This window comes from Pseudomonas sp. LBUM1664 (assembly GCF_059695895.1).
Genome location: NZ_CP166791.1, coordinates 6,060,909 through 6,077,755, shown reverse-complemented (window position 1 = coordinate 6,077,755; position 16,847 = coordinate 6,060,909). Strand labels below are relative to the sequence as shown.

Below are 16,847 nucleotides of genomic sequence, written 5' to 3'. Positions count from 1 at the left end.
CGACTCCTGCTTCTGGGATTCATCAGGTGTTTTAGACGTCAAACCGCGAAAATCTTGCCCGGGTTCATGATGCCGTTCGGGTCGAAAACCGCCTTCACGGCTTTCATGTATTCGATTTCCACCGGCGAGCGACTATAGGTCAGATAGTCGCGTTTGGTCATGCCCACGCCGTGTTCGGCAGAAATCGAGCCGTTGTACTTCTCGACGGTTTCAAAGACCCATTTGTTCACGGTCGCGCACTTGGCGAAGAACTCATCCTTGCTCAGGTTTTCCGGCTTGAGGATGTTCAAGTGCAGGTTGCCGTCGCCAATGTGGCCAAACCAGACGATTTCGAAATCTGGGTAGTGTTCGCCGACGATCGCGTCGATTTCCCGCAAGAAGCTCGGTACTTTCGAGACGGTCACCGAGATGTCGTTCTTGTACGGCGTCCAGTGGGAGATGGTTTCCGAGATGTACTCGCGCAGCTTCCACAGGTTCTGCAGTTGGGTTTCGCTCTGGCTCATCACGCCGTCCAACACCCAGCCCTGTTCCACGCAGTGCTCGAAGGTTTCCAGGGCGTGGTTGGCGACTTCCTCGGTGGTGGCTTCAAATTCCAGCAGGGCGTAGAACGGGCACTCGGTTTCGAACGGTGCTGGCACGTCACCACGGCCCAGGACCTTGGCCAGGGCCTTGTCGGAGAAGAATTCGAACGCGGTCAGGTCGAGCTTGCCCTGGAAGGCGTGCAGCACCGGCATGATCGAGTCGAAGTCCGCTGTGCCAAGCACCATCGCTGTGAGGTTTTTCGGAGCTCGGTCCAGGCGCATGGTGGCCTCGACCACGAAGCCGAGGGTGCCCTCGGCGCCGATGAACAGCTGCCGCAAGTCGTAGCCGGTGGCGTTCTTGATCAGGTCCTTGTTCAGTTCCAGCAGGTCACCCTTGCCGGTGACAACCTTCATGCCGGCGACCCAGTTGCGGGTCATGCCGTAGCGAATGACCTTGATCCCGCCGGCATTGGTGCCGATATTGCCGCCAATCTGGCTCGAACCGGCCGAAGCGAAGTCCACCGGGTAGTACAGGCCGTGTTCTTCAGCCCTGTTCTGCAATTGCTCGGTGACCACGCCTGGCTGGCAGACTGCGGTGCGGTCCGTGAGGTTCACGTCGAGAATCTGGTTCATGTAGTCGAATGACACGACCACTTCGCCGTTGGCCGCCACGGCCGCGGCGGAAAGCCCGGTGCGCCCGCCGGAGGGCACCAGCGCGACCTTGTGCGTGTTGGCCCAGCGCACAATGGCCTGGACTTGCTCGGTGGTCTTGGGGAAAACGATGGCAGTCGGCGCCGGGGCGAAGTGCTTGGTCCAATCCTTGCCGTAAGCGTTCAGGGAGTCGGCATCGGTCAGGACCTTGCCAGGCTCAACCAGGGTCTTCAGCTCATCTATCAGGGCAGGATTGGTCATCGGCAGAACTCTCGAACAATTCATGGTCATCCTGAGAACGCTTCACGTCGCAGGAATGAGTGTTTAGCGGGGTGCATATGCTAGCATACCGACCCCGCAGCGTAGTGCCCAACGGCTGTTCTGCGGCGACGGCTGTCACGCCGGTCGGGCCAGCATGCGCTGTCCGATTCCCTGCCATTTTTCTCCGGGACACAGGTTTACGCAGATGAGCAAGACTTCTCTCGATAAGAGCAAGATCAAGTTCCTTCTTCTCGAAGGCGTCCACCAATCGGCTGTCGACGTCCTCAAGTCGGCGGGCTACACCAGCATCGAGTACATCACCAGTTCTCTGCCGGAAGCCCAGCTCAAGGAAAAGATCTCCGATGCTCACTTCATCGGCATTCGCTCCCGCACTCAATTGACCGAAGAGGTCTTCGACCACGCCAAGAAACTGGTCGCGGTCGGCTGCTTCTGCATCGGCACCAACCAGGTTGACCTCAACGCGGCTCGCGAGCGCGGTATTGCGGTGTTCAACGCGCCGTACTCCAACACCCGTTCCGTTGCTGAACTGGTGCTGGCCGAAGCGATCCTGCTGCTGCGCGGCATCCCTGAGAAAAACGCTTCCTGCCACCGTGGTGGCTGGATCAAAAGCGCGGCCAACTCCTTCGAAATCCGCGGTAAAAAGCTGGGTATCGTCGGTTACGGTTCGATCGGCACGCAGTTGTCGGTACTGGCTGAAGGCCTTGGCATGCAGGTGTTTTTCTACGACACCGTGACCAAGCTGCCGCTGGGCAACGCGACCCAGGTCAACAACCTGCCCGAGTTGCTGGGCATGTCCGACATCGTGACCCTGCACGTTCCGGAAACCGCTGCCACCCAGTGGATGATCGGCGAGAAGGAAATCCGTGCGATCAAGAAGGGCGGGATCCTGATCAACGCCGCCCGCGGCACCGTGGTCAAGCTCGACGCCCTGGCCGAAGCGATCAAGGACAAACACCTGATCGGCGCCGCTATCGACGTGTTCCCGGTGGAGCCACGCTCCAACGACGATATCTTCGAAAGCCCGCTGCGTGGCCTGGACAACGTGATCCTGACCCCGCACATCGGTGGTTCCACTGCTGAAGCCCAGGCCAACATCGGCCTGGAAGTGGCGGAAAAACTGGTCAAGTACAGCGATAACGGTACTTCGGTATCGTCCGTGAACTTCCCGGAAGTGGCCTTGCCGGCGCACCCTGGCAAGCACCGTCTGCTGCACATCCACGAGAACATCCCGGGTGTGATGAGCGAGATCAACAAGGTCTTCGCGGAAAACGGCATCAACATTTCCGGTCAGTTCCTGCAGACCAACGAGAAAGTCGGCTACGTCGTGATCGACGTCGACGCCGAATACTCGGACCTGGCGCAAGAAAAGCTGCAGCACATCAACGGCACCATTCGTTGCCGCGTGTTGTTCTAAGGCAGTGACGAGCTGCAAGCTGAGGTTTGGCTTGCAATAAAAAACGGGAGCCCGCAAGGCTCCCGTTTTTTTTGCCTGACACAACTCACAACCTGTGGGGCCGATGTTGTGTCAGCCAGTGCTGGGTTATTTCACGTTAACGGTGATTTTCTTGGAAACGATCGGTGGATCGAACGGCATATGGCCGCTGTCGCCCAGTTCCAGCTGCAAGGTGTGTTTGCCCGGGGCCAGTTTGATCTCGGCCTGGGTTTGCGCCTTGCCGAAGTGCATGTGGTTGGCGTCGTTTGGAATAGGCGCGCCTGCGGCAGGCAGTTTGTCGACATCAATCAGCAAATGGTGATGCCCTGTGTTTTTTGTCACATCACCCGCCGGGGCCAGGGCGATGTCCTTGACGCCGAACTTGACCGTCAATGTCTGGCCGACGGTGGCGCCGTCTTGCGGGGAAACGATGAATACTTCTGCGCCTTTGGGGGCCGGGGTCGCGGCTGTTGCCAGCATCGAAGTCCCCAGCAACAGGCTGGCTAACACCGCACGTGACATAAAACTTTTCATTTTTTTCTCCGAGTTTTCCATGAAATTCGCAGGGCCATGACAACTTCATGACCATTCGTTGTCGAAGCCTGCGACAACCATAGCAAAGCGAGCCTGAACGAGCGTCGCTTGTATAAATTACAAAGGAGTGACCATGCGTTTTCTGCCTGGCCTGATGTGCCTGCTACCCCTTTTGAGCCCCCTGGCCCATGCCGAACTGATTGACGACATCAATGACCGTGGCGAACTGCGCATCGCCCTGGAAGCAAACACTGCCCCTTTCAACTTTAAGGAAGACGGCAAACTCACTGGCTTCGAAGTGGAACTGGGCCAAATGCTGGCCCGTGAGCTCGATGTCCGCGCCGACTTTGTGGTCACCGATGCCGGGGACTTGCTGAGCGGTGTGGAGACCGGCAAGTACGATGTCGCCATCAACCACATAGCAATGACCCCGGAACTGGCGGAACGTTTCGACACCAGTGCCGCTTACAGCCAACCAGATGCACAACTGCTGGCGAGCAAGGACGAGTCGCAACGTCCGCTGGTCATGGCGCAGTCGTTCCAGCCGCAAGAAAAGCGCGGACCGGCGCCGAGCCTGGTGATTCCGTTCCAGAAGGGCAACCCGGCGTTCAAGGCCAGCCTGGACAACGCCCTGACGCGTATCAAGGATGACGGGCGCCTGGAGCAGTTGTCGCAGAAGTGGTTGGGCAAGCAGGAATGACAGATAACTGAAAACCTAAGGTCACGCGCGGTCCTTTGTGGCTAAAGGTGTTTTGTGGCGAGGGAGCAAGCTCCCTCGACACATAAATCCCCTCACCACGGGGCTCGACCTCAAGGTTTACGCCAGACACTCGCCAGCCAAGGCTGCTGTTCCCGCGGCAGCCCCGCCGGTCGGTAGTAGTGCTCCAGTTCCATAAATCCTGCGTCGGTGAGCAGCGTGTGCCAGGCCGCGAGGTCGTGATAAGCACCGAAGCGCTGGCCGTTCCAGCCTTCCTGGTTTTCACCCCGAGGGTTGGAGCTGAACAGCACGCCGCCCGGCTTGAGCGTGGCGTGCAATTGCTTGAGTGCCCGAGGCAATTCCTGCACAGGAATATGAAACAGCACGGCGTTGGCGAAGATCCCGTCGAAGCGTTCAGCCGGCAGGTCGAGTTTCAAAAAATCCTGTTGCCACACTTCGCACCCGCTGTCCTGGCGAGCCATTCGGGCAAATGCCTCTGAACCGTCGAGGCCGACCGCCACATGGCCCATGGCGGTGAATGTCCGCAGGTCTCGCCCCGGGCCGCAGCCGAAGTCCAGGATGTGCAACGGTGGCTGGGCCTGAATATGGCGCAGCAACGCGTCGATGTTCTGGCTGACATCGTGATCACGGGTGCCTTGGCGAAAGCTCTCGGCAACCGCGTTGTAATGGCCCAGGGTCGTGGCGGTGATGGCGTGCAGATCGTCGGGGGTGTGTTTCATGATCGGTGGCTTGGGTGGGGAGCGTGAGCCGACTATACCGCAAGATCATTGGTCTACCTGTGGGGAGCAAGCTTTGCTCCCCGCAGGTCAGCGCTTGTTCAACCCCCGCGCCAACCGGTCTCCGCCCAGTTGAATCACGGCCACCAGCGCCACCAGCAACACGATCACCGTGAGCATGATCTGGCTGTCGAAACGCTGGTAACCATAACGGTACGCGATGTCGCCCAAGCCGCCGGCACCGATCGCTCCGGCCATGGCCGAGGAGTTGATCATGGTCACCAGCGTGATGGTAAAGCCGCCGACGATTCCCGGCAGTGCTTCGGGCAGCAGCACGTGCCAGACGATGTGCCAGCGTCGGCAGCCCATGGCCTGGGCGGCTTCGATCAGGCCATGGTCGACCTCTCGCAGGCTGACTTCGGCGATGCGGGCGAAAAACGGTGTGGCGGCGATGGCCAGGGGCACCACGGCGGCCCACACGCCATACGTGGTGCCGACGATCAACCGGGTGAAAGGGATCAGCGCCACCATCAGTATCAGGAACGGTATCGAACGAAACAGATTCACGAACGCGCCCAGGGCGCGGTTCAGGGTTGGCGCTGCATAGATCCCGCCCTTACCGCTGGTGACCAGAATCACCGCGAGCGGGATGCCCGCCAGCAAAGCGATCAAAGACGACACGCCAACCATCAGGAACGTGTCGATGAAACCCTGCAACAACCGATCAAACCACATAACCCAGCACCTCCACCCGTTGCGCCCAATTGCCGGCACGTTGACGCAATTGCTCAGCGCCCCATGACGAGCCGCTCACCGCCAGCAGCAATTGCCCCAGCCCGTGGCCTTGAATGCGCTCGATACCGCCATGGAGCAGCCGGACCTGCCCACCGAGGGCACTGAACAGGGCGGCCAGATCCGGTTCATCACGCCCCGTACCGGTGAATTGCAGGCGTAGCACGGTGGCTGCGTCCGTCGATGCCGGTTGCGGCTGCAAGCGGTTTTGCAGTTCGTCTGGCAAGGCGTGCTGCAACGGCGCCAGCAATGTCCGGCTGACCTCATGTTGCGGGTTGCCGAACACCTCCCAGACCGGCCCTTGCTCGACGATCCGTCCTTGCTCGAGCACCACCACGCGGTCGCAGACTTCGCGAATCACCGCCATCTCATGGGTGATCAACACGATGGTCAGGCCCAGGCGTTGATTGATCTGGCGCAGCAAACCGAGAATCGATTGGGTGGTCTGCGGGTCCAGGGCCGACGTGGCCTCGTCGCACAGCAGAATCTGCGGGTCATGGACCAGCGCCCGGGCAATCCCGACCCGCTGCTTCTGCCCACCCGAAAGCTGCGCCGGATAGGCCTTGTGCTTGCCTTGCAGGCCCACCAGCTCCAGCAGCTCGCGGACTTTGTGCTGGCGCTGCTCCTTGGGCACGCCGGCGACTTTCAGGGGCAGTTCGACGTTCTGCCACACGGTCTTGGCCGACATCAGGTTGAAGTGCTGGAAAATCATGCCGATGCGCCGGCGCAGTTCCACCAGTCGGTCTTCATCGAACTCGCCGATGTCCACCTGGTCGATCAGCACCCGACCACTGGTGGGTTGCTCGAGGCGGTTGATGGTGCGGATCAGCGACGACTTGCCGGCGCCGCTGCGACCGATGATGCCGAATACCTCGCCGTGCTGGATCGCCAGGTCGATGCCGTGCAACGCGGCCACCGGGCCTTGGGCGCCGTTGTAAGTCTTGCCCAGGCCGATGAAGCGCACGTGGGCACGGTTGAGCTGCGGGTGCAGTTCGGTGTGCTCGGCGCTGTGGGGCGTGGGCGCTTGCAGTTTGAGTCGGGCGTTGACGGCATTCATGATCAGCTTTCCCAACCGGCCTGGTAGAGCTTGCCGTGGGCTTTGTCCAGGGCCGCGCGTACGGCAGGCGAGTGCTGATAGATATCGACGAACTTGATCAGCCGCGGGTCGTTCTTGCTCTTGGGCTGGATCACGAACTGAATCACGTATTCCTTGTGATCAAGGCCGTCGAACAGCAAGGCAGACGTGGCATCGAAGGTGTTCGCCAGGCGGATGTAGGCGGGGTAGCCCTGCACCAGGTCGGCGTCTTCATAGGCGCGCACCAGTTGCACGGCTTCAACCTGCAGGATCTTGAGTTTCTTGGGGTTGGCAACGATGTCGTCTTCGGTGGCCTTGTAGCCCACGCCCGGCTTGAGGGTGATCAGCCCGGCCTTGGCCAGCAATTGCAGACCGCGACCGCTGTTGATCGGGTCGTTGGCAATGGCAACGCTGGCGCCCTCGGGCAATTCATCGAAGCTTTTGTATTTTTTCGAGTAGAGACCGACGTTGTTGATAATCCCCGGGGCGAACGGCACCAGATCGAACCCGGCGGCGGCCTTGGCGTTTTCCAGGAACGGGATGTGCTGGAAATAATTCACGTCGATATCGCCGGAGGCGAGGCTGACATTGGGCGCGATCCAGTCGCTGAATTCCACCAGCTCGACCTTCAGGCCCTGTTTGCCTGCTTCTTCCACCGCGGCCTCCAGAGGAATGGCGAACGCGGCGGTGGTGCCGATTTTCAGCGGCGCATCGGCAGCAAACAGTGCCGTGCTGAACAGGCCGAGGGCCAGTGCGATGACTGGCAAAGAAAGGGAGTGCTTGGTCATGAGGTTTTTCCAGTCATTGATTAAATGAGTTCATATGCCTTTGTGGCGGGGGATTTAGCGAAACATCGCACCGCCCCGCTGTGTGGGAGCAAAGCTTGCTCGCGAAACAGGCACCTCGATCTCTGATAGACCGTATCGTCTTCATCGCGGGCAAGCCTTGCTCCCACAGGTTCAGTGTCGGTAGGTGGAGCCAGTGTGTTGCTCGGGCAAATGGGCCTCTGCGCGAAACAGTTTTTCGCGCAGCGTGCCGCTGTCGTATTCGGTCTTGTATGAGCCGCGTCGCTGCAGTTCGGGGATCACCAGGTCAATGAAGTCCACATAGCTTTGTGGCGTGACGATGCGGGTCAGGTTGAAGCCATCGAGGCCGGTTTCGGCGATCCACGACTCCAGCTCATCGGCCACCTGTGCGGGCGAACCGACCACGGTGATGTAGCGCCCACCCAAGGCGTGTTGCTCCAGTAATTTGCGACGGGTCCAGTCGTTGTTTTGCAGGGTTTTGGTGGCGGACTGGATGGCGTTGCTTTTCACGTACTGGATCGGTTCGTCCAGTTCGTACTCGGAGAAATCGATGCCCGTCGACGCGGAGAAATGCGCGACGCCGGCCTCGGCGCTGGCGTAGCTCAGGTATTGAGCGTGCTTGGCCCAGGCAGCCGCTTCGGTCTCACCGACGATCACGTTCAGGCCCATGAATACCTTGATGTCCTCGGCGTTGCGTCCGGCCTGGACGGCGCTGGCGCGGACCTTGTCCACCTGGACTTTGGTCGCCGGTTTGTTCTGGCCGCTGATGAACACGCACTCGGCATGCCGCCCGGCGAACAGCAAGCCACGCTCCGAACTGCCGGCCTGGAACAGCACGGGTGTGCGCTGGGGCGACGGTTCGCAAAGGTGATAGCCCTCGACTTGATAGAACTCGCCCTGATGCCGGACCTTGTGCACTTTCTCTGGCTGCGCATAGATCCGCTGCTGGCGGTCGTTGAGCACCGCGTCGTTTTCCCAACTGCCTTCCCAGAGTTTGTAGAGCACTTGCAGGTACTCGTCGGCCTGGTCGTAACGGCGGTCATGCTCGACTTGCGCAGTCAGGCCCATGGCTTTGGCGGCGCTGTCCAGGTAGCCAGTGACGATGTTCCAGCCGACCCGGCCGCGGCTCAGATGGTCGAGGGTGCTCATGCGTCGCGCGAACAGGTATGGCGGCTCATAGGTCAGGTTGGCGGTGAGGCCGAAGCCGAGGTTTCTCGTGACGGCGGCCATGGCCGAAACCAGCAGCAACGGGTCGTTGACCGGCAGTTGGATCGACTCTTTGAGCGTGACGTCCACCGACTGCTGGTACACGTCGTAGACCCCGACGATATCGGCGATAAACAGCCCGTCGAACAGCCCACGCTCAAGCAGCTGCGCCAGCCCGGTCCAGTATTCAATCGTGTTGTACTGAGTCGAAGTGTCCTGTGGATGGGTCCACAAGCCGTGATTGATGTGTCCGATGCAGTTCATGTTGAACGCGTTGAGGAGGATTTTTTTCTTGCCGTGGGCCATCAGAGGGTCCCCCGCAGCGGCGGCTTTTCATCGTTGAGGTAGAAGTTGCCCACCGCGTGATATTTCCAGCGCACCGGGTCGTGCAGGGTGTGCACCCGGGCGTTGCGCCAGTGGCGATCCAGCCCATGTTCGGCCAGGGTTGCCTGGCTGCCGGCCAGTTCGAACAGCGTGCTACCGGCGGCCAGGGAGATTTCGGTGCTGATGGCGCGGGCTTCGGCTACGGCAATCGAGGCGGCTGCGACCGTTTCGGCATTGGTATCGGCCTGGGCCCGATCGAGAAATTCGCCGGCGCGCTCCAGCAGGGCTTCGGCGGCGTGCAGGCGGATGCTCAAGTGGCCGAAACTCTTGAGGGTGTGCGGGTCTTCGGTGGCGACGTCGCTGGTGGCGTCGATCCATGGCCGGGTTTTGCTACGGACAAAGTGCAGGGCATCTTCATAGGCGGCGCGGGCGATGCCGGTGTCGATCGCGGCATGGAGGATCTGCGCCAATGGCCCCACCGGGGTCGGGCGCTCGAAGGCACTCTGGAATGGCACGATGTCTTCGGCAGCGACATAGACATCCTCGAACACCACCGAACCGCTGCCCGTGGTGCGTTGGCCGAAGCCGCTCCAGTCGTCGATCACCGTCAGGCCTTTGCTGTTGCGGGGCACGAACGCCAGTTGCTGCACACCATTTTCATCCACCACCGAGGTGGGAATGCGCTGGGCGTAGATCGCGCCAGTGGCGTAGAACTTGCGGCCGTTGATGCGATAACCCTCACCGTCGCGGCGTAGTTGGGTAATGCGGTCGTGGGCGGTCTTGGTGCCAAGCTCCGCCAGGGCGTTGCCAAAGCGCTGGCCGGCCAGCACTTCGGCGTACAGGCGCTGTTTTTGTGCTTCAGTGCCGTTTACCCGCAGCACTTGCAGGGCGTAAAAATGGTTTTGCGGAATCTGCCCGAGCGAGCTGTCGGCCTGTGCAATCAGCGCGATTACTTTGGCCAGCGTGACGTTGGAAACGCCCGCACCGCCATAGGCCTTGGGTACGCTGATGCCCCACAGGCCGGAGCGGGAAAAAACTTCCAGTTCCGGGTGCGGCAGGCGACGCTCGCGGTCGCGCAGGGCGCTGTCGCGTTTGAAGTCATCGGCCAGGTCGCTGGCCACGATCAGGGCTTGTTCATCGCTGGTGATCACCGCGACGTGTTGAGAAAGCGTCATGTGCTGCTCCAGAGGTCGGGTTGTCAGATCCAGGAATGCCGGGCCGGCAATGTGCCGTTCAGGTGGTAGGCGCCTACCGCGTGATACTTCCAGCGCACCGGGTCGTGCAGGGTGTGGACCCGCGCGTTGCGCCAATGGCGATCGAGGTTGAATTCGGCGAGGGTGGCGCGGCTGCCGGCCAGCTCGAACAGCTTTTCGCTGGCTTGCAGGGCGATCTCGGTGGTCAGCACCTTGGCCTCGGCCACGGCAATCGAGGCGCGGGCGGCAGACTGTGCGGTGATCGGTGCGGCACTGACTTGGTCCAGCACCTGCCCGGCTTTGCGCAGCAGCGCTTCGGCGGCGTGCAGTTCGATTTTCAGCTTGCCGATGTCGGCGATCACGTACAGGTCATCACTGGCTCGGTCGACCTTGGCGTCGATCCAGGGACGGGCCCGTTCGCGAACAAATGTGATGGCATCGTCGATGGCGCCACGGGCAATGCCCGCATCAATGGCCGCCTGGATCAGTTGCGAAATCGCGCCTTGTACGTTTGGCGTTTCGTTGATGCGCCAGTTGTCCAGCACCAGTTCGGCGTCGACCTGCACATTGTTCAGCAGCACGGTGCCGCTGGCCGTGGTGCGCTGGCCAAAGCCCGACCAGTCGTCGACGATCCGCAGGCCTGGCGTGCCGCGCCGCACGAACGCCAACACCTGCTGGCCCTCGTCATTCAGCGCCTTGACCGCGACCCAGTGGGCGAACAGTGCACCGGTGGAATAGAACTTCTGACCGCTGATGACAAAACCGTCACTGCCGGCGCTAATCCGGGCCTTGAGTTCAAGGGTGTTGCGGGTGCCGCGTTCCGGCCCGGCATTGCCGATGCGCCAGCCTTCGAGCACGCTCTGCAGAAGGATTTCTTTCTGCCGTTTGGTGCCCGTACCGAGAATCAGCTGGAGCACGCCGAACTGGTTCTGCGGGATCTGCCCGAGGGCTGGGTCGGCTGCGGAAATGATCGCGAACACGTCAGCGATGGTGACAAATGAAACTTGCGGGCCGCCGTATTCCCGGGGGACGGCGATGCTACCCAGTCCGCTGCGAGTGAATTGCTCGATCTCCACCCAAGGCAGCTTGCGCTGTTGATCGCGCCGGGCGGCCTGCTGACGGGCGGCCTGTGCCAGTTCCCGGGCGGCTTGAATGGCCTCGGTATCGTTGCGCAGCACCTGTGCGGGTAGCAACGGCGGTGCGATGTCCAGGTCGCTCTGGACCTTTGCTTGTGCCAAATCCGACATCACAGCCACTCCGTGGCTGCAGGCAGTGCCTTGGCGTTCTGCACTGGGGTGATTGTGTTCCGTACCATACCCACCTCACATTTCTGGAAAACGCCGCGATGAATGCGGCGAACGAAAATCAAGAATGTCCGGTGGTCCGGTTCATATACCCTAAACGCGTATAAATTATTTTTGAACTAACTTTTAGGAATATTAATAGAGATCTTTTGCCGAATGATGTTGTGGCGAGAGGATAAATCCCCTCGCCACAAAAGCTCCTTTGCCACAAAAGCTCGTGCCCAAGTGCTCACTCACGGCGGCGCGGCTCGGCGGCCATGAGCGTCTCTTTCGTCGGGTTTTTCAGATAAGGGTTGGCGCACCCTATTTTCAACGTCCGCGGCGGTGCCCAGTGAGAGTTGTTGCCCACGCGATCAAGGATGCAGTAGGTCACTTCCAGGCGCAGGTCTTCCCCGGCTTCCAGAATAATTTGCGGCGGGACCCAGATATTGATCGGTTGGCCTACCTCACAAGGTTTGACCTGGGGCAGGTCCATGCGCACATCGCCCCAGCGCAAGGTAATGGCATCGTCGGCGGCCATGTTCAGGTAGGGCTCAATCGTCAGCGGTACACCACGTTTGATCTGGTTGGGGTTCACACCCTGGCGACGGATGGTGTCAGGAATACGTACCGGCGCCAGGCCCTGGTTTTCATCGCCGCTCAGGGCCGACGGCTGGCCGCCGGGGCAATCGAGCTTGACCTGTACATGTTGTGTGGCCGAGACCGCCGGCCCGCGTCCGACCTGCATCACGCGATAATGGATGCGCGAGGTGCCGTTGACGATAAAGCTCTCTGGCACCCGCACCGTCACGCTGCTTTGCACATCGGCTTGTGACAGCAGACGGGAACCCACATAGCAGTTATCCCAGAACAGTTCGATCAGGTCGCCCGCGTCCATGCCCGGGTAAGGTGCAATGGCCACTTCCAGGCGAGCAGCGCTGGTGATGTTGATGCCGGTACGGGGGGCATTGGCCAGGGTGGGTGCGGCCAGTTCAGGACTATTCGACGTACTTGTCATGGTGTTCTCCTTGATGCTTGAAAACGAAGTTCGTTTCGGAAAGATCAAAGGCGCTTAATCATCGCGACATTAATTTATTCGCCCTGTCAAAACCCCTGTCAGTGGTTAATAACTACGCGAACTAAAATAATGTGCATCGCCTGTTGGCCACTAGATAAGGGGTCAATAGTTTCAGTGTCAATAGAGGCGCTGGCTTAATAATTAACTGTGCAAGTCTTCAGAAACTTCCTACGTGTTCGGGTTAGAAATACACAGCGCCGAACGACCTTTGCCTCGGCTGGACCGTCCCGGCAAGCGGCATACGGCAAGTCGGACGACGAAAGGAGAGCGGAGCCTAACCCAAGGGGAAGTGTTGCGAGAGGTATGTATATACCGCACATAAATGATCAGATGTGTTAAGTGTTCTGGACGTTGCAAGTTGTTTCGTTGCCCGTGAGCGGGAGGGGCGTTTGATTAGTTGTCGCACTTCCATCCTTGGAAGTGACGACAGTGCAAATAACTTACTGAACGCCGTGTCCGGCCGAAAGGAACTTGCTGAGAAACTGCCGAGTGCGTTCTTCCTTGGGGGCTGCAAACAAGGCTTTGGCTTCGCCTTGTTCGACAATCACGCCTTTGTCGAAAAACACCACGCGGTTTGCCACGTCCCGGGCGAAGCCCATTTCGTGGGTCACGATGACCATGGTGCGTTTCTCTTCGGCCAGGCCGCGAATGGTCGCCAGGACTTCGCCCACCAGTTCCGGGTCGAGGGCCGAGGTCGGCTCGTCGAACAGGATCACCGCAGGCTCCATCGCCAGCGCCCGGGCAATCGCCACGCGCTGTTGCTGGCCGCCGGAAAGGCGTCGTGGATAAGCGTCTTCCTTACCCGCCAGGCCCACCTTGGCCAACAGCTTGCGGCCCAGGGCTTCGGCGTCGGCACGCGGGGTCTTTTTCACCACCAGCGGGCCTTCGATGACGTTTTCCAGCGCAGTGCGGTGGGGAAACAGATTGAAGTTCTGGAACACGAAGCCCACCTGCTGGCGCAAACGGCGCACCAGGCTCTGCTGCTGGCTCAACGGGCGACTGCCATCGATTTCGATGTCGCCGACCTTGATTCGGCCGCTGCTGGGTTCTTCGAGGAAGTTCAGGCAGCGCAGGAAGGTGGTCTTGCCCGAGCCGCTGGGGCCGATGATTGCAACCACTTCGCCTTCTTCGATCTTCAGGTCGATGCCGTTGAGCACCACCTGACCCTTGAATTGCTTGGTCAGTTTTTCCACGACAATCATGGGTCAGGACTCCTGGTCATGCCGATTGACCCGTGCTTCCAGGACGTTCTGCAAGTGCGCGAGCATGCTCGCCAGAATCCAGTAGATCAGCGCGGCGGCAAGATACATGGTGAAGATTTCGAAGGTACGGGCGGTGATCAACTGCGCCTGGCGGAACAGCTCCGGCACCTGGATAGTCGCCGCCAACGCGGTGTCCTTGACCAGGGAAATGAAGCTGTTGCCCAGCGGAGGCAGGGCCGTGCGTGCGGCTTGCGGCAGGATGGCCCGGCGCAGGGTCTGGGCCCGCGTCATGCCGATACTTGCCGCCGCTTCCCATTGGCCGCGCTCGATGGAACTGATGGCGGCCCGCAGAATTTCACACGCATAGGCGGCCATGTTCAGCGAGAAGCCGATTAGGGCCGCCGGCAGCGGATCCAGCTCGATACCCAGTTGCGGCAACCCGTAATAGATCACGAACAACTGCACCAGCAGCGGCGTGCCGCGAAAGAACGACACGTAGATACGGGCGATCCAGCTCACCAGCTTGAAGCGCGACAAACGCATCAACGCCAGGCCGAACCCCAGCAGCAAGCCGAAGAACATACCACCCAGGCTGAGGATGACCGTGTAATACGCGCCCTTGAGCAGGAAGGGCGCGGAGTCCAGCGCGAGTTGAAAAGCCTCTTCCATTATTTCGTGACGTCAGCGTTGAAGTACTTCTGCGAGATCTTGGCCAGGGTGCCGTCGGCGCGCAGTTTGTCGATGGCCTTGTTTACCGCGTCCAGCAGCTCGGGCTCGCCTTTGCGCAGGGCGATACCGGCTTCCTGGCGGGAGAAGGCTTCGCCGGTGACGGTGGTGTCCTTGGCTTTCTCGGCGTATTCCAGCGCGGCCAGGCGGTCGATCAGAATGGCGTCGATGCGGCCCACGCGCAGGTCCTGAAACTTGGTCGGGTCATCTTCGTAGGTTCTGATGTCCGCGCCCGGCACTTCAGCTTTTACCCATTGTTCGTAGTTGGTACCCAGGCCGACGCCGACTTTCTTGCCAGCCAGGTCGGCGGCAGTCTTGATCTTCAGTTCGTCGACCTTCTTCTTCAGAACCAGCGCCTGGATACCGGAAACGGTATAAGGCTGGGAGAAGTCATACTTCTTCTTGCGCTCTTCGGAGATGGTCACCTGGTTGATCACGGCGTCCAGACGCTTGGATTCCAGCGCTGCGAGGATGCCGTCCCATTTGGTCGGCTGCAGCTTGACCTTCACACCCAGTTCTTTGGCCAGGGCTTCGGAAAACTCGACTTCGAAACCGGCCAGCTTGCCGTCGGCGTCGACGAAACTGAACGGTGGGTAAGTGCCTTCCAGGCCGACGTTGATCACGCCCGCGTCCTTGATTTTTTGCAGCTGCTCACCGGCAACCGCTTGCCCCAACGGACCGGCGCTCAAGGCCAGGCCCAGCGAACCTACTAACAGGTTGCGACGTAATGCAGAAAAATTCATGACAAGCCCCTGTGTTTTCTTATGAAGATATTTTTGGATAAGAAAGGCATAGCCGCGATCGAAAAGATTGCCACATCCTGCCTTAAAGCGACCTGTGCGTCTCGCGGCAAATGCGCCTGTGGCGAGACTATAAGATGGCTTTTATAGATTGGAAAATAATATTAAATCTTCCACATATTCCAATATGGAATTGGGTCCCACAAGAGCACTCACTAAGCCGAGAACGCCGCGTTATAGGCAAACAGCGCCGGCGCACCACCGGTGTGCAGGAAGATGATCGGGCCCTCGTCGAAGCGGTCGCGACCGATGCCATCGAGCAGGCCGGACATGGCCTTGCCGGTGTAAACCGGATCCAGCAGCAGGCCTTCGAGGCTTGCCAGCAGCTTGACCGCCGCCAGCGTACCGGCGTTCGGCTCGCCGTAGCGGGGGGCGAAATATTCGTCCCACAGGTTCACTTTGAAGGCCTCTGGAAGGGATACATCGAGCAACTGGGCGGTGCGTTCGGCCAGGCCCTGGACCTTAGGACACTGGTCTTCCTCGCTGCGCGAAACCGTTACGCCAATGACCGGAAGCTGCGCCAAGGTCTCGCTCAGCGCCAGCGCCAGGCCGCTGTGGGTTCCGGCACTGCCCGAGGCCAGCACTACGGCGGCGAAATCAAGCCCGGTGTCCTTGATCTGTTCGGCCAGTTCCAGGCCGGCACGCACATACCCCAATGCACCCAGGGCGTTTGATCCACCGATAGGCACCAGGTACGGTTTTTTCCCATTGCTGCGCAGGCGCCCGGCAAGTGCCTGCAATTGGTCGTCGGCGTTGTCCAGGTTTTCAACCAGTTCGACCTTGGCATCGAACAGCTCCAGCAGCAGTCGGTTGCCGTTGCCCAGGTAGTTGCTGTCCTCGGTACCGATGGGGTTTTCCAGCAAGGCCACGCAACCCAGGCCCAGCTTTGCGGCCAGGGCAGCGGTCTGGCGTACATGGTTGGACTGGATCGCGCCAGCGGTGATGAGGGTGTCGGCGCCTTGAGCCAGGGCGTCGGCGGCAAGGTATTCGAGCTTGCGCAGTTTGTTGCCGCCCAAGGCCAGAGGCGTCAGGTCATCGCGCTTGATATAGACATCGCGACCGAGCCAGGTGGAGAGGCGGTCGAGCTTTTCCAGCGGTGTCGGATGGCCGAGCAGGTCGAGACGATTAAAGCGGGCCAGCTGTTGTTTGATCATGGGTCCGTACTGATTGCAGGAGATGTCTGGACTATAGGCACGCGGATAATCATGGGCAACCGGCGATCGTTTATCCGGGAGTAAACCGGCGGTCGATCTGGCTGGCGCCTGATTTATACGCACTGAGAAAACTTGTGGGAGCGAGCAGGCTCGCTCCCACAGGGTCTGTATTTGGAAGGGACCACAACTGAACGAATGCTCTCCAAGCAACGTCATACCCTCCCGTAGGCTAGTGTAGGAAACGTACCGTCGAGCCCTGCGATTAGTCCTTAGCTGCCTATTCATGTTTAACTTGAACGTTCATTCAAGTTAAACCGTCGGTTTGCTGCCCGCTCACAACAGGAGGCTTGCCTT

The 16,847-nt window shown here is 60.0% G+C and carries 16 protein-coding genes; 2 read left to right on the top strand and 14 right to left on the bottom strand.

Going from position 1 to position 16,847, the window contains the following annotated elements; all coding sequences use genetic code 11:
• Positions 1–38 precede the first annotated feature (38 nt).
• Entirely contained in the window at positions 39–1,433 is a 1,395-nt protein-coding gene (locus ACA047_RS28255) for a D-2-hydroxyglutarate dehydrogenase (RefSeq protein ID WP_497355076.1), read from the bottom strand.
• Between the two features lie 205 nt (positions 1,434–1,638).
• On the opposite strand from ACA047_RS28255, the gene serA reads away from it, so the two are divergent.
• Positions 1,639–2,868, top strand: a complete 1,230-nt coding sequence (gene serA / locus ACA047_RS28250; protein ID WP_497355074.1) for a phosphoglycerate dehydrogenase — start codon at positions 1,639–1,641, stop codon at positions 2,866–2,868.
• 126 nt (positions 2,869–2,994) lie between these two features.
• Here serA and ACA047_RS28245 read toward each other — a convergent pair whose 3' ends face one another.
• Positions 2,995–3,420 (bottom strand): DUF4399 domain-containing protein, encoded by a 426-nt coding sequence (locus ACA047_RS28245; protein ID WP_497355072.1) that lies wholly within the window; start codon positions 3,418–3,420, stop codon positions 2,995–2,997.
• A gap of 133 nt (positions 3,421–3,553) precedes the next feature.
• Here ACA047_RS28245 and ACA047_RS28240 point away from each other — a divergent pair, with 133 nt between their 5' ends.
• Complete coding sequence (locus ACA047_RS28240) at positions 3,554–4,120, top strand: transporter substrate-binding domain-containing protein (protein WP_497355070.1); 567 nt, start codon at positions 3,554–3,556, stop codon at positions 4,118–4,120.
• A 110-nt stretch (positions 4,121–4,230) separates the two neighbouring features.
• On the opposite strand, the gene ACA047_RS28235 is transcribed toward ACA047_RS28240, so the two are convergent.
• The 12 genes from ACA047_RS28235 to ACA047_RS28180 form a co-directional block, all read right to left on the bottom strand.
• Positions 4,231–4,857: a class I SAM-dependent methyltransferase gene (locus tag ACA047_RS28235; RefSeq protein WP_497355068.1), complete on the bottom strand. Its 627-nt coding sequence runs from the start codon at positions 4,855–4,857 to the stop codon at positions 4,231–4,233.
• 87 nt (positions 4,858–4,944) lie between these two features.
• A complete protein-coding gene (locus ACA047_RS28230) occupies positions 4,945–5,589 on the bottom strand; it encodes a methionine ABC transporter permease (protein WP_497355066.1) in 645 nt (214 codons plus the stop codon).
• A complete protein-coding gene (locus ACA047_RS28225) occupies positions 5,579–6,703 on the bottom strand; it encodes a methionine ABC transporter ATP-binding protein (RefSeq protein ID WP_497355064.1) in 1,125 nt (374 codons plus the stop codon). Before ACA047_RS28225 ends, ACA047_RS28230 begins: the two co-directional genes overlap by 11 nt.
• 2 nt (positions 6,704–6,705) lie before the next feature.
• Positions 6,706–7,509 carry a MetQ/NlpA family ABC transporter substrate-binding protein gene (locus ACA047_RS28220; RefSeq protein ID WP_497355062.1) on the bottom strand — a complete coding sequence of 268 codons (804 nt, stop codon included), beginning with the start codon at positions 7,507–7,509 and terminating at the stop codon, positions 6,706–6,708.
• A 171-nt stretch (positions 7,510–7,680) separates the two neighbouring features.
• Positions 7,681–9,039: an LLM class flavin-dependent oxidoreductase gene (locus ACA047_RS28215; protein WP_497355060.1), complete on the bottom strand. Its 1,359-nt coding sequence runs from the start codon at positions 9,037–9,039 to the stop codon at positions 7,681–7,683.
• Entirely contained in the window at positions 9,039–10,232 is a 1,194-nt protein-coding gene (locus ACA047_RS28210) for an SfnB family sulfur acquisition oxidoreductase (RefSeq protein ID WP_497355058.1), read from the bottom strand. Before ACA047_RS28210 ends, ACA047_RS28215 begins: the two co-directional genes overlap by 1 nt.
• A gap of 23 nt (positions 10,233–10,255) precedes the next feature.
• Positions 10,256–11,497 carry an SfnB family sulfur acquisition oxidoreductase gene (locus tag ACA047_RS28205; RefSeq protein ID WP_497355056.1) on the bottom strand — a complete coding sequence of 414 codons (1,242 nt, stop codon included), beginning with the start codon at positions 11,495–11,497 and terminating at the stop codon, positions 10,256–10,258.
• A 286-nt stretch (positions 11,498–11,783) separates the two neighbouring features.
• Complete coding sequence (locus ACA047_RS28200) at positions 11,784–12,551, bottom strand: hypothetical protein (protein ID WP_497355054.1); 768 nt, start codon at positions 12,549–12,551, stop codon at positions 11,784–11,786.
• A gap of 500 nt (positions 12,552–13,051) precedes the next feature.
• The gene (tcyN, locus tag ACA047_RS28195) at positions 13,052–13,813 is read right to left on the bottom strand and encodes an L-cystine ABC transporter ATP-binding protein TcyN (RefSeq protein ID WP_497355052.1); all 762 of its coding nucleotides are present in this window, start codon (positions 13,811–13,813) and stop codon (positions 13,052–13,054) included.
• 3 nt (positions 13,814–13,816) lie between these two features.
• A complete protein-coding gene (gene tcyL / locus ACA047_RS28190; protein ID WP_497355050.1) occupies positions 13,817–14,482 on the bottom strand; it encodes a cystine ABC transporter permease in 666 nt (221 codons plus the stop codon).
• On the bottom strand, positions 14,482–15,282 hold the full coding sequence (tcyJ, locus tag ACA047_RS28185) for a cystine ABC transporter substrate-binding protein (protein ID WP_497355048.1): 801 nt from the start codon (positions 15,280–15,282) through the stop codon (positions 14,482–14,484). Before tcyJ ends, tcyL begins: the two co-directional genes overlap by 1 nt.
• 212 nt (positions 15,283–15,494) lie before the next feature.
• Positions 15,495–16,493, bottom strand: a complete 999-nt coding sequence (locus ACA047_RS28180; RefSeq protein ID WP_497355046.1) for a D-cysteine desulfhydrase — start codon at positions 16,491–16,493, stop codon at positions 15,495–15,497.
• Positions 16,494–16,847: the final 354 nt, after the last annotated feature.

What these genes read in the sequence shown, in the direction of transcription:
- ACA047_RS28255 (WP_497355076.1), bottom strand. Translation starts at nt 1,433, where the DNA reads ATGACCAATCCTGCCCTGATAGATGAGCTGAAGACCCTGGTTGAGCCT.
- serA (WP_497355074.1), top strand. Translation starts at nt 1,639, where the DNA reads ATGAGCAAGACTTCTCTCGATAAGAGCAAGATCAAGTTCCTTCTTCTC.
- ACA047_RS28245 (WP_497355072.1), bottom strand. Translation starts at nt 3,420, where the DNA reads ATGAAAAGTTTTATGTCACGTGCGGTGTTAGCCAGCCTGTTGCTGGGG.
- ACA047_RS28240 (WP_497355070.1), top strand. Translation starts at nt 3,554, where the DNA reads ATGCGTTTTCTGCCTGGCCTGATGTGCCTGCTACCCCTTTTGAGCCCC.
- ACA047_RS28235 (WP_497355068.1), bottom strand. Translation starts at nt 4,857, where the DNA reads ATGAAACACACCCCCGACGATCTGCACGCCATCACCGCCACGACCCTG.
- ACA047_RS28230 (WP_497355066.1), bottom strand. Translation starts at nt 5,589, where the DNA reads ATGTGGTTTGATCGGTTGTTGCAGGGTTTCATCGACACGTTCCTGATG.
- ACA047_RS28225 (WP_497355064.1), bottom strand. Translation starts at nt 6,703, where the DNA reads ATGAATGCCGTCAACGCCCGACTCAAACTGCAAGCGCCCACGCCCCAC.
- ACA047_RS28220 (WP_497355062.1), bottom strand. Translation starts at nt 7,509, where the DNA reads ATGACCAAGCACTCCCTTTCTTTGCCAGTCATCGCACTGGCCCTCGGC.
- ACA047_RS28215 (WP_497355060.1), bottom strand. Translation starts at nt 9,039, where the DNA reads ATGGCCCACGGCAAGAAAAAAATCCTCCTCAACGCGTTCAACATGAAC.
- ACA047_RS28210 (WP_497355058.1), bottom strand. Translation starts at nt 10,232, where the DNA reads ATGACGCTTTCTCAACACGTCGCGGTGATCACCAGCGATGAACAAGCC.
- ACA047_RS28205 (WP_497355056.1), bottom strand. Translation starts at nt 11,497, where the DNA reads ATGTCGGATTTGGCACAAGCAAAGGTCCAGAGCGACCTGGACATCGCA.
- ACA047_RS28200 (WP_497355054.1), bottom strand. Translation starts at nt 12,551, where the DNA reads ATGACAAGTACGTCGAATAGTCCTGAACTGGCCGCACCCACCCTGGCC.
- tcyN (WP_497355052.1), bottom strand. Translation starts at nt 13,813, where the DNA reads ATGATTGTCGTGGAAAAACTGACCAAGCAATTCAAGGGTCAGGTGGTG.
- tcyL (WP_497355050.1), bottom strand. Translation starts at nt 14,482, where the DNA reads ATGGAAGAGGCTTTTCAACTCGCGCTGGACTCCGCGCCCTTCCTGCTC.
- tcyJ (WP_497355048.1), bottom strand. Translation starts at nt 15,282, where the DNA reads ATGAATTTTTCTGCATTACGTCGCAACCTGTTAGTAGGTTCGCTGGGC.
- ACA047_RS28180 (WP_497355046.1), bottom strand. Translation starts at nt 16,493, where the DNA reads ATGATCAAACAACAGCTGGCCCGCTTTAATCGTCTCGACCTGCTCGGC.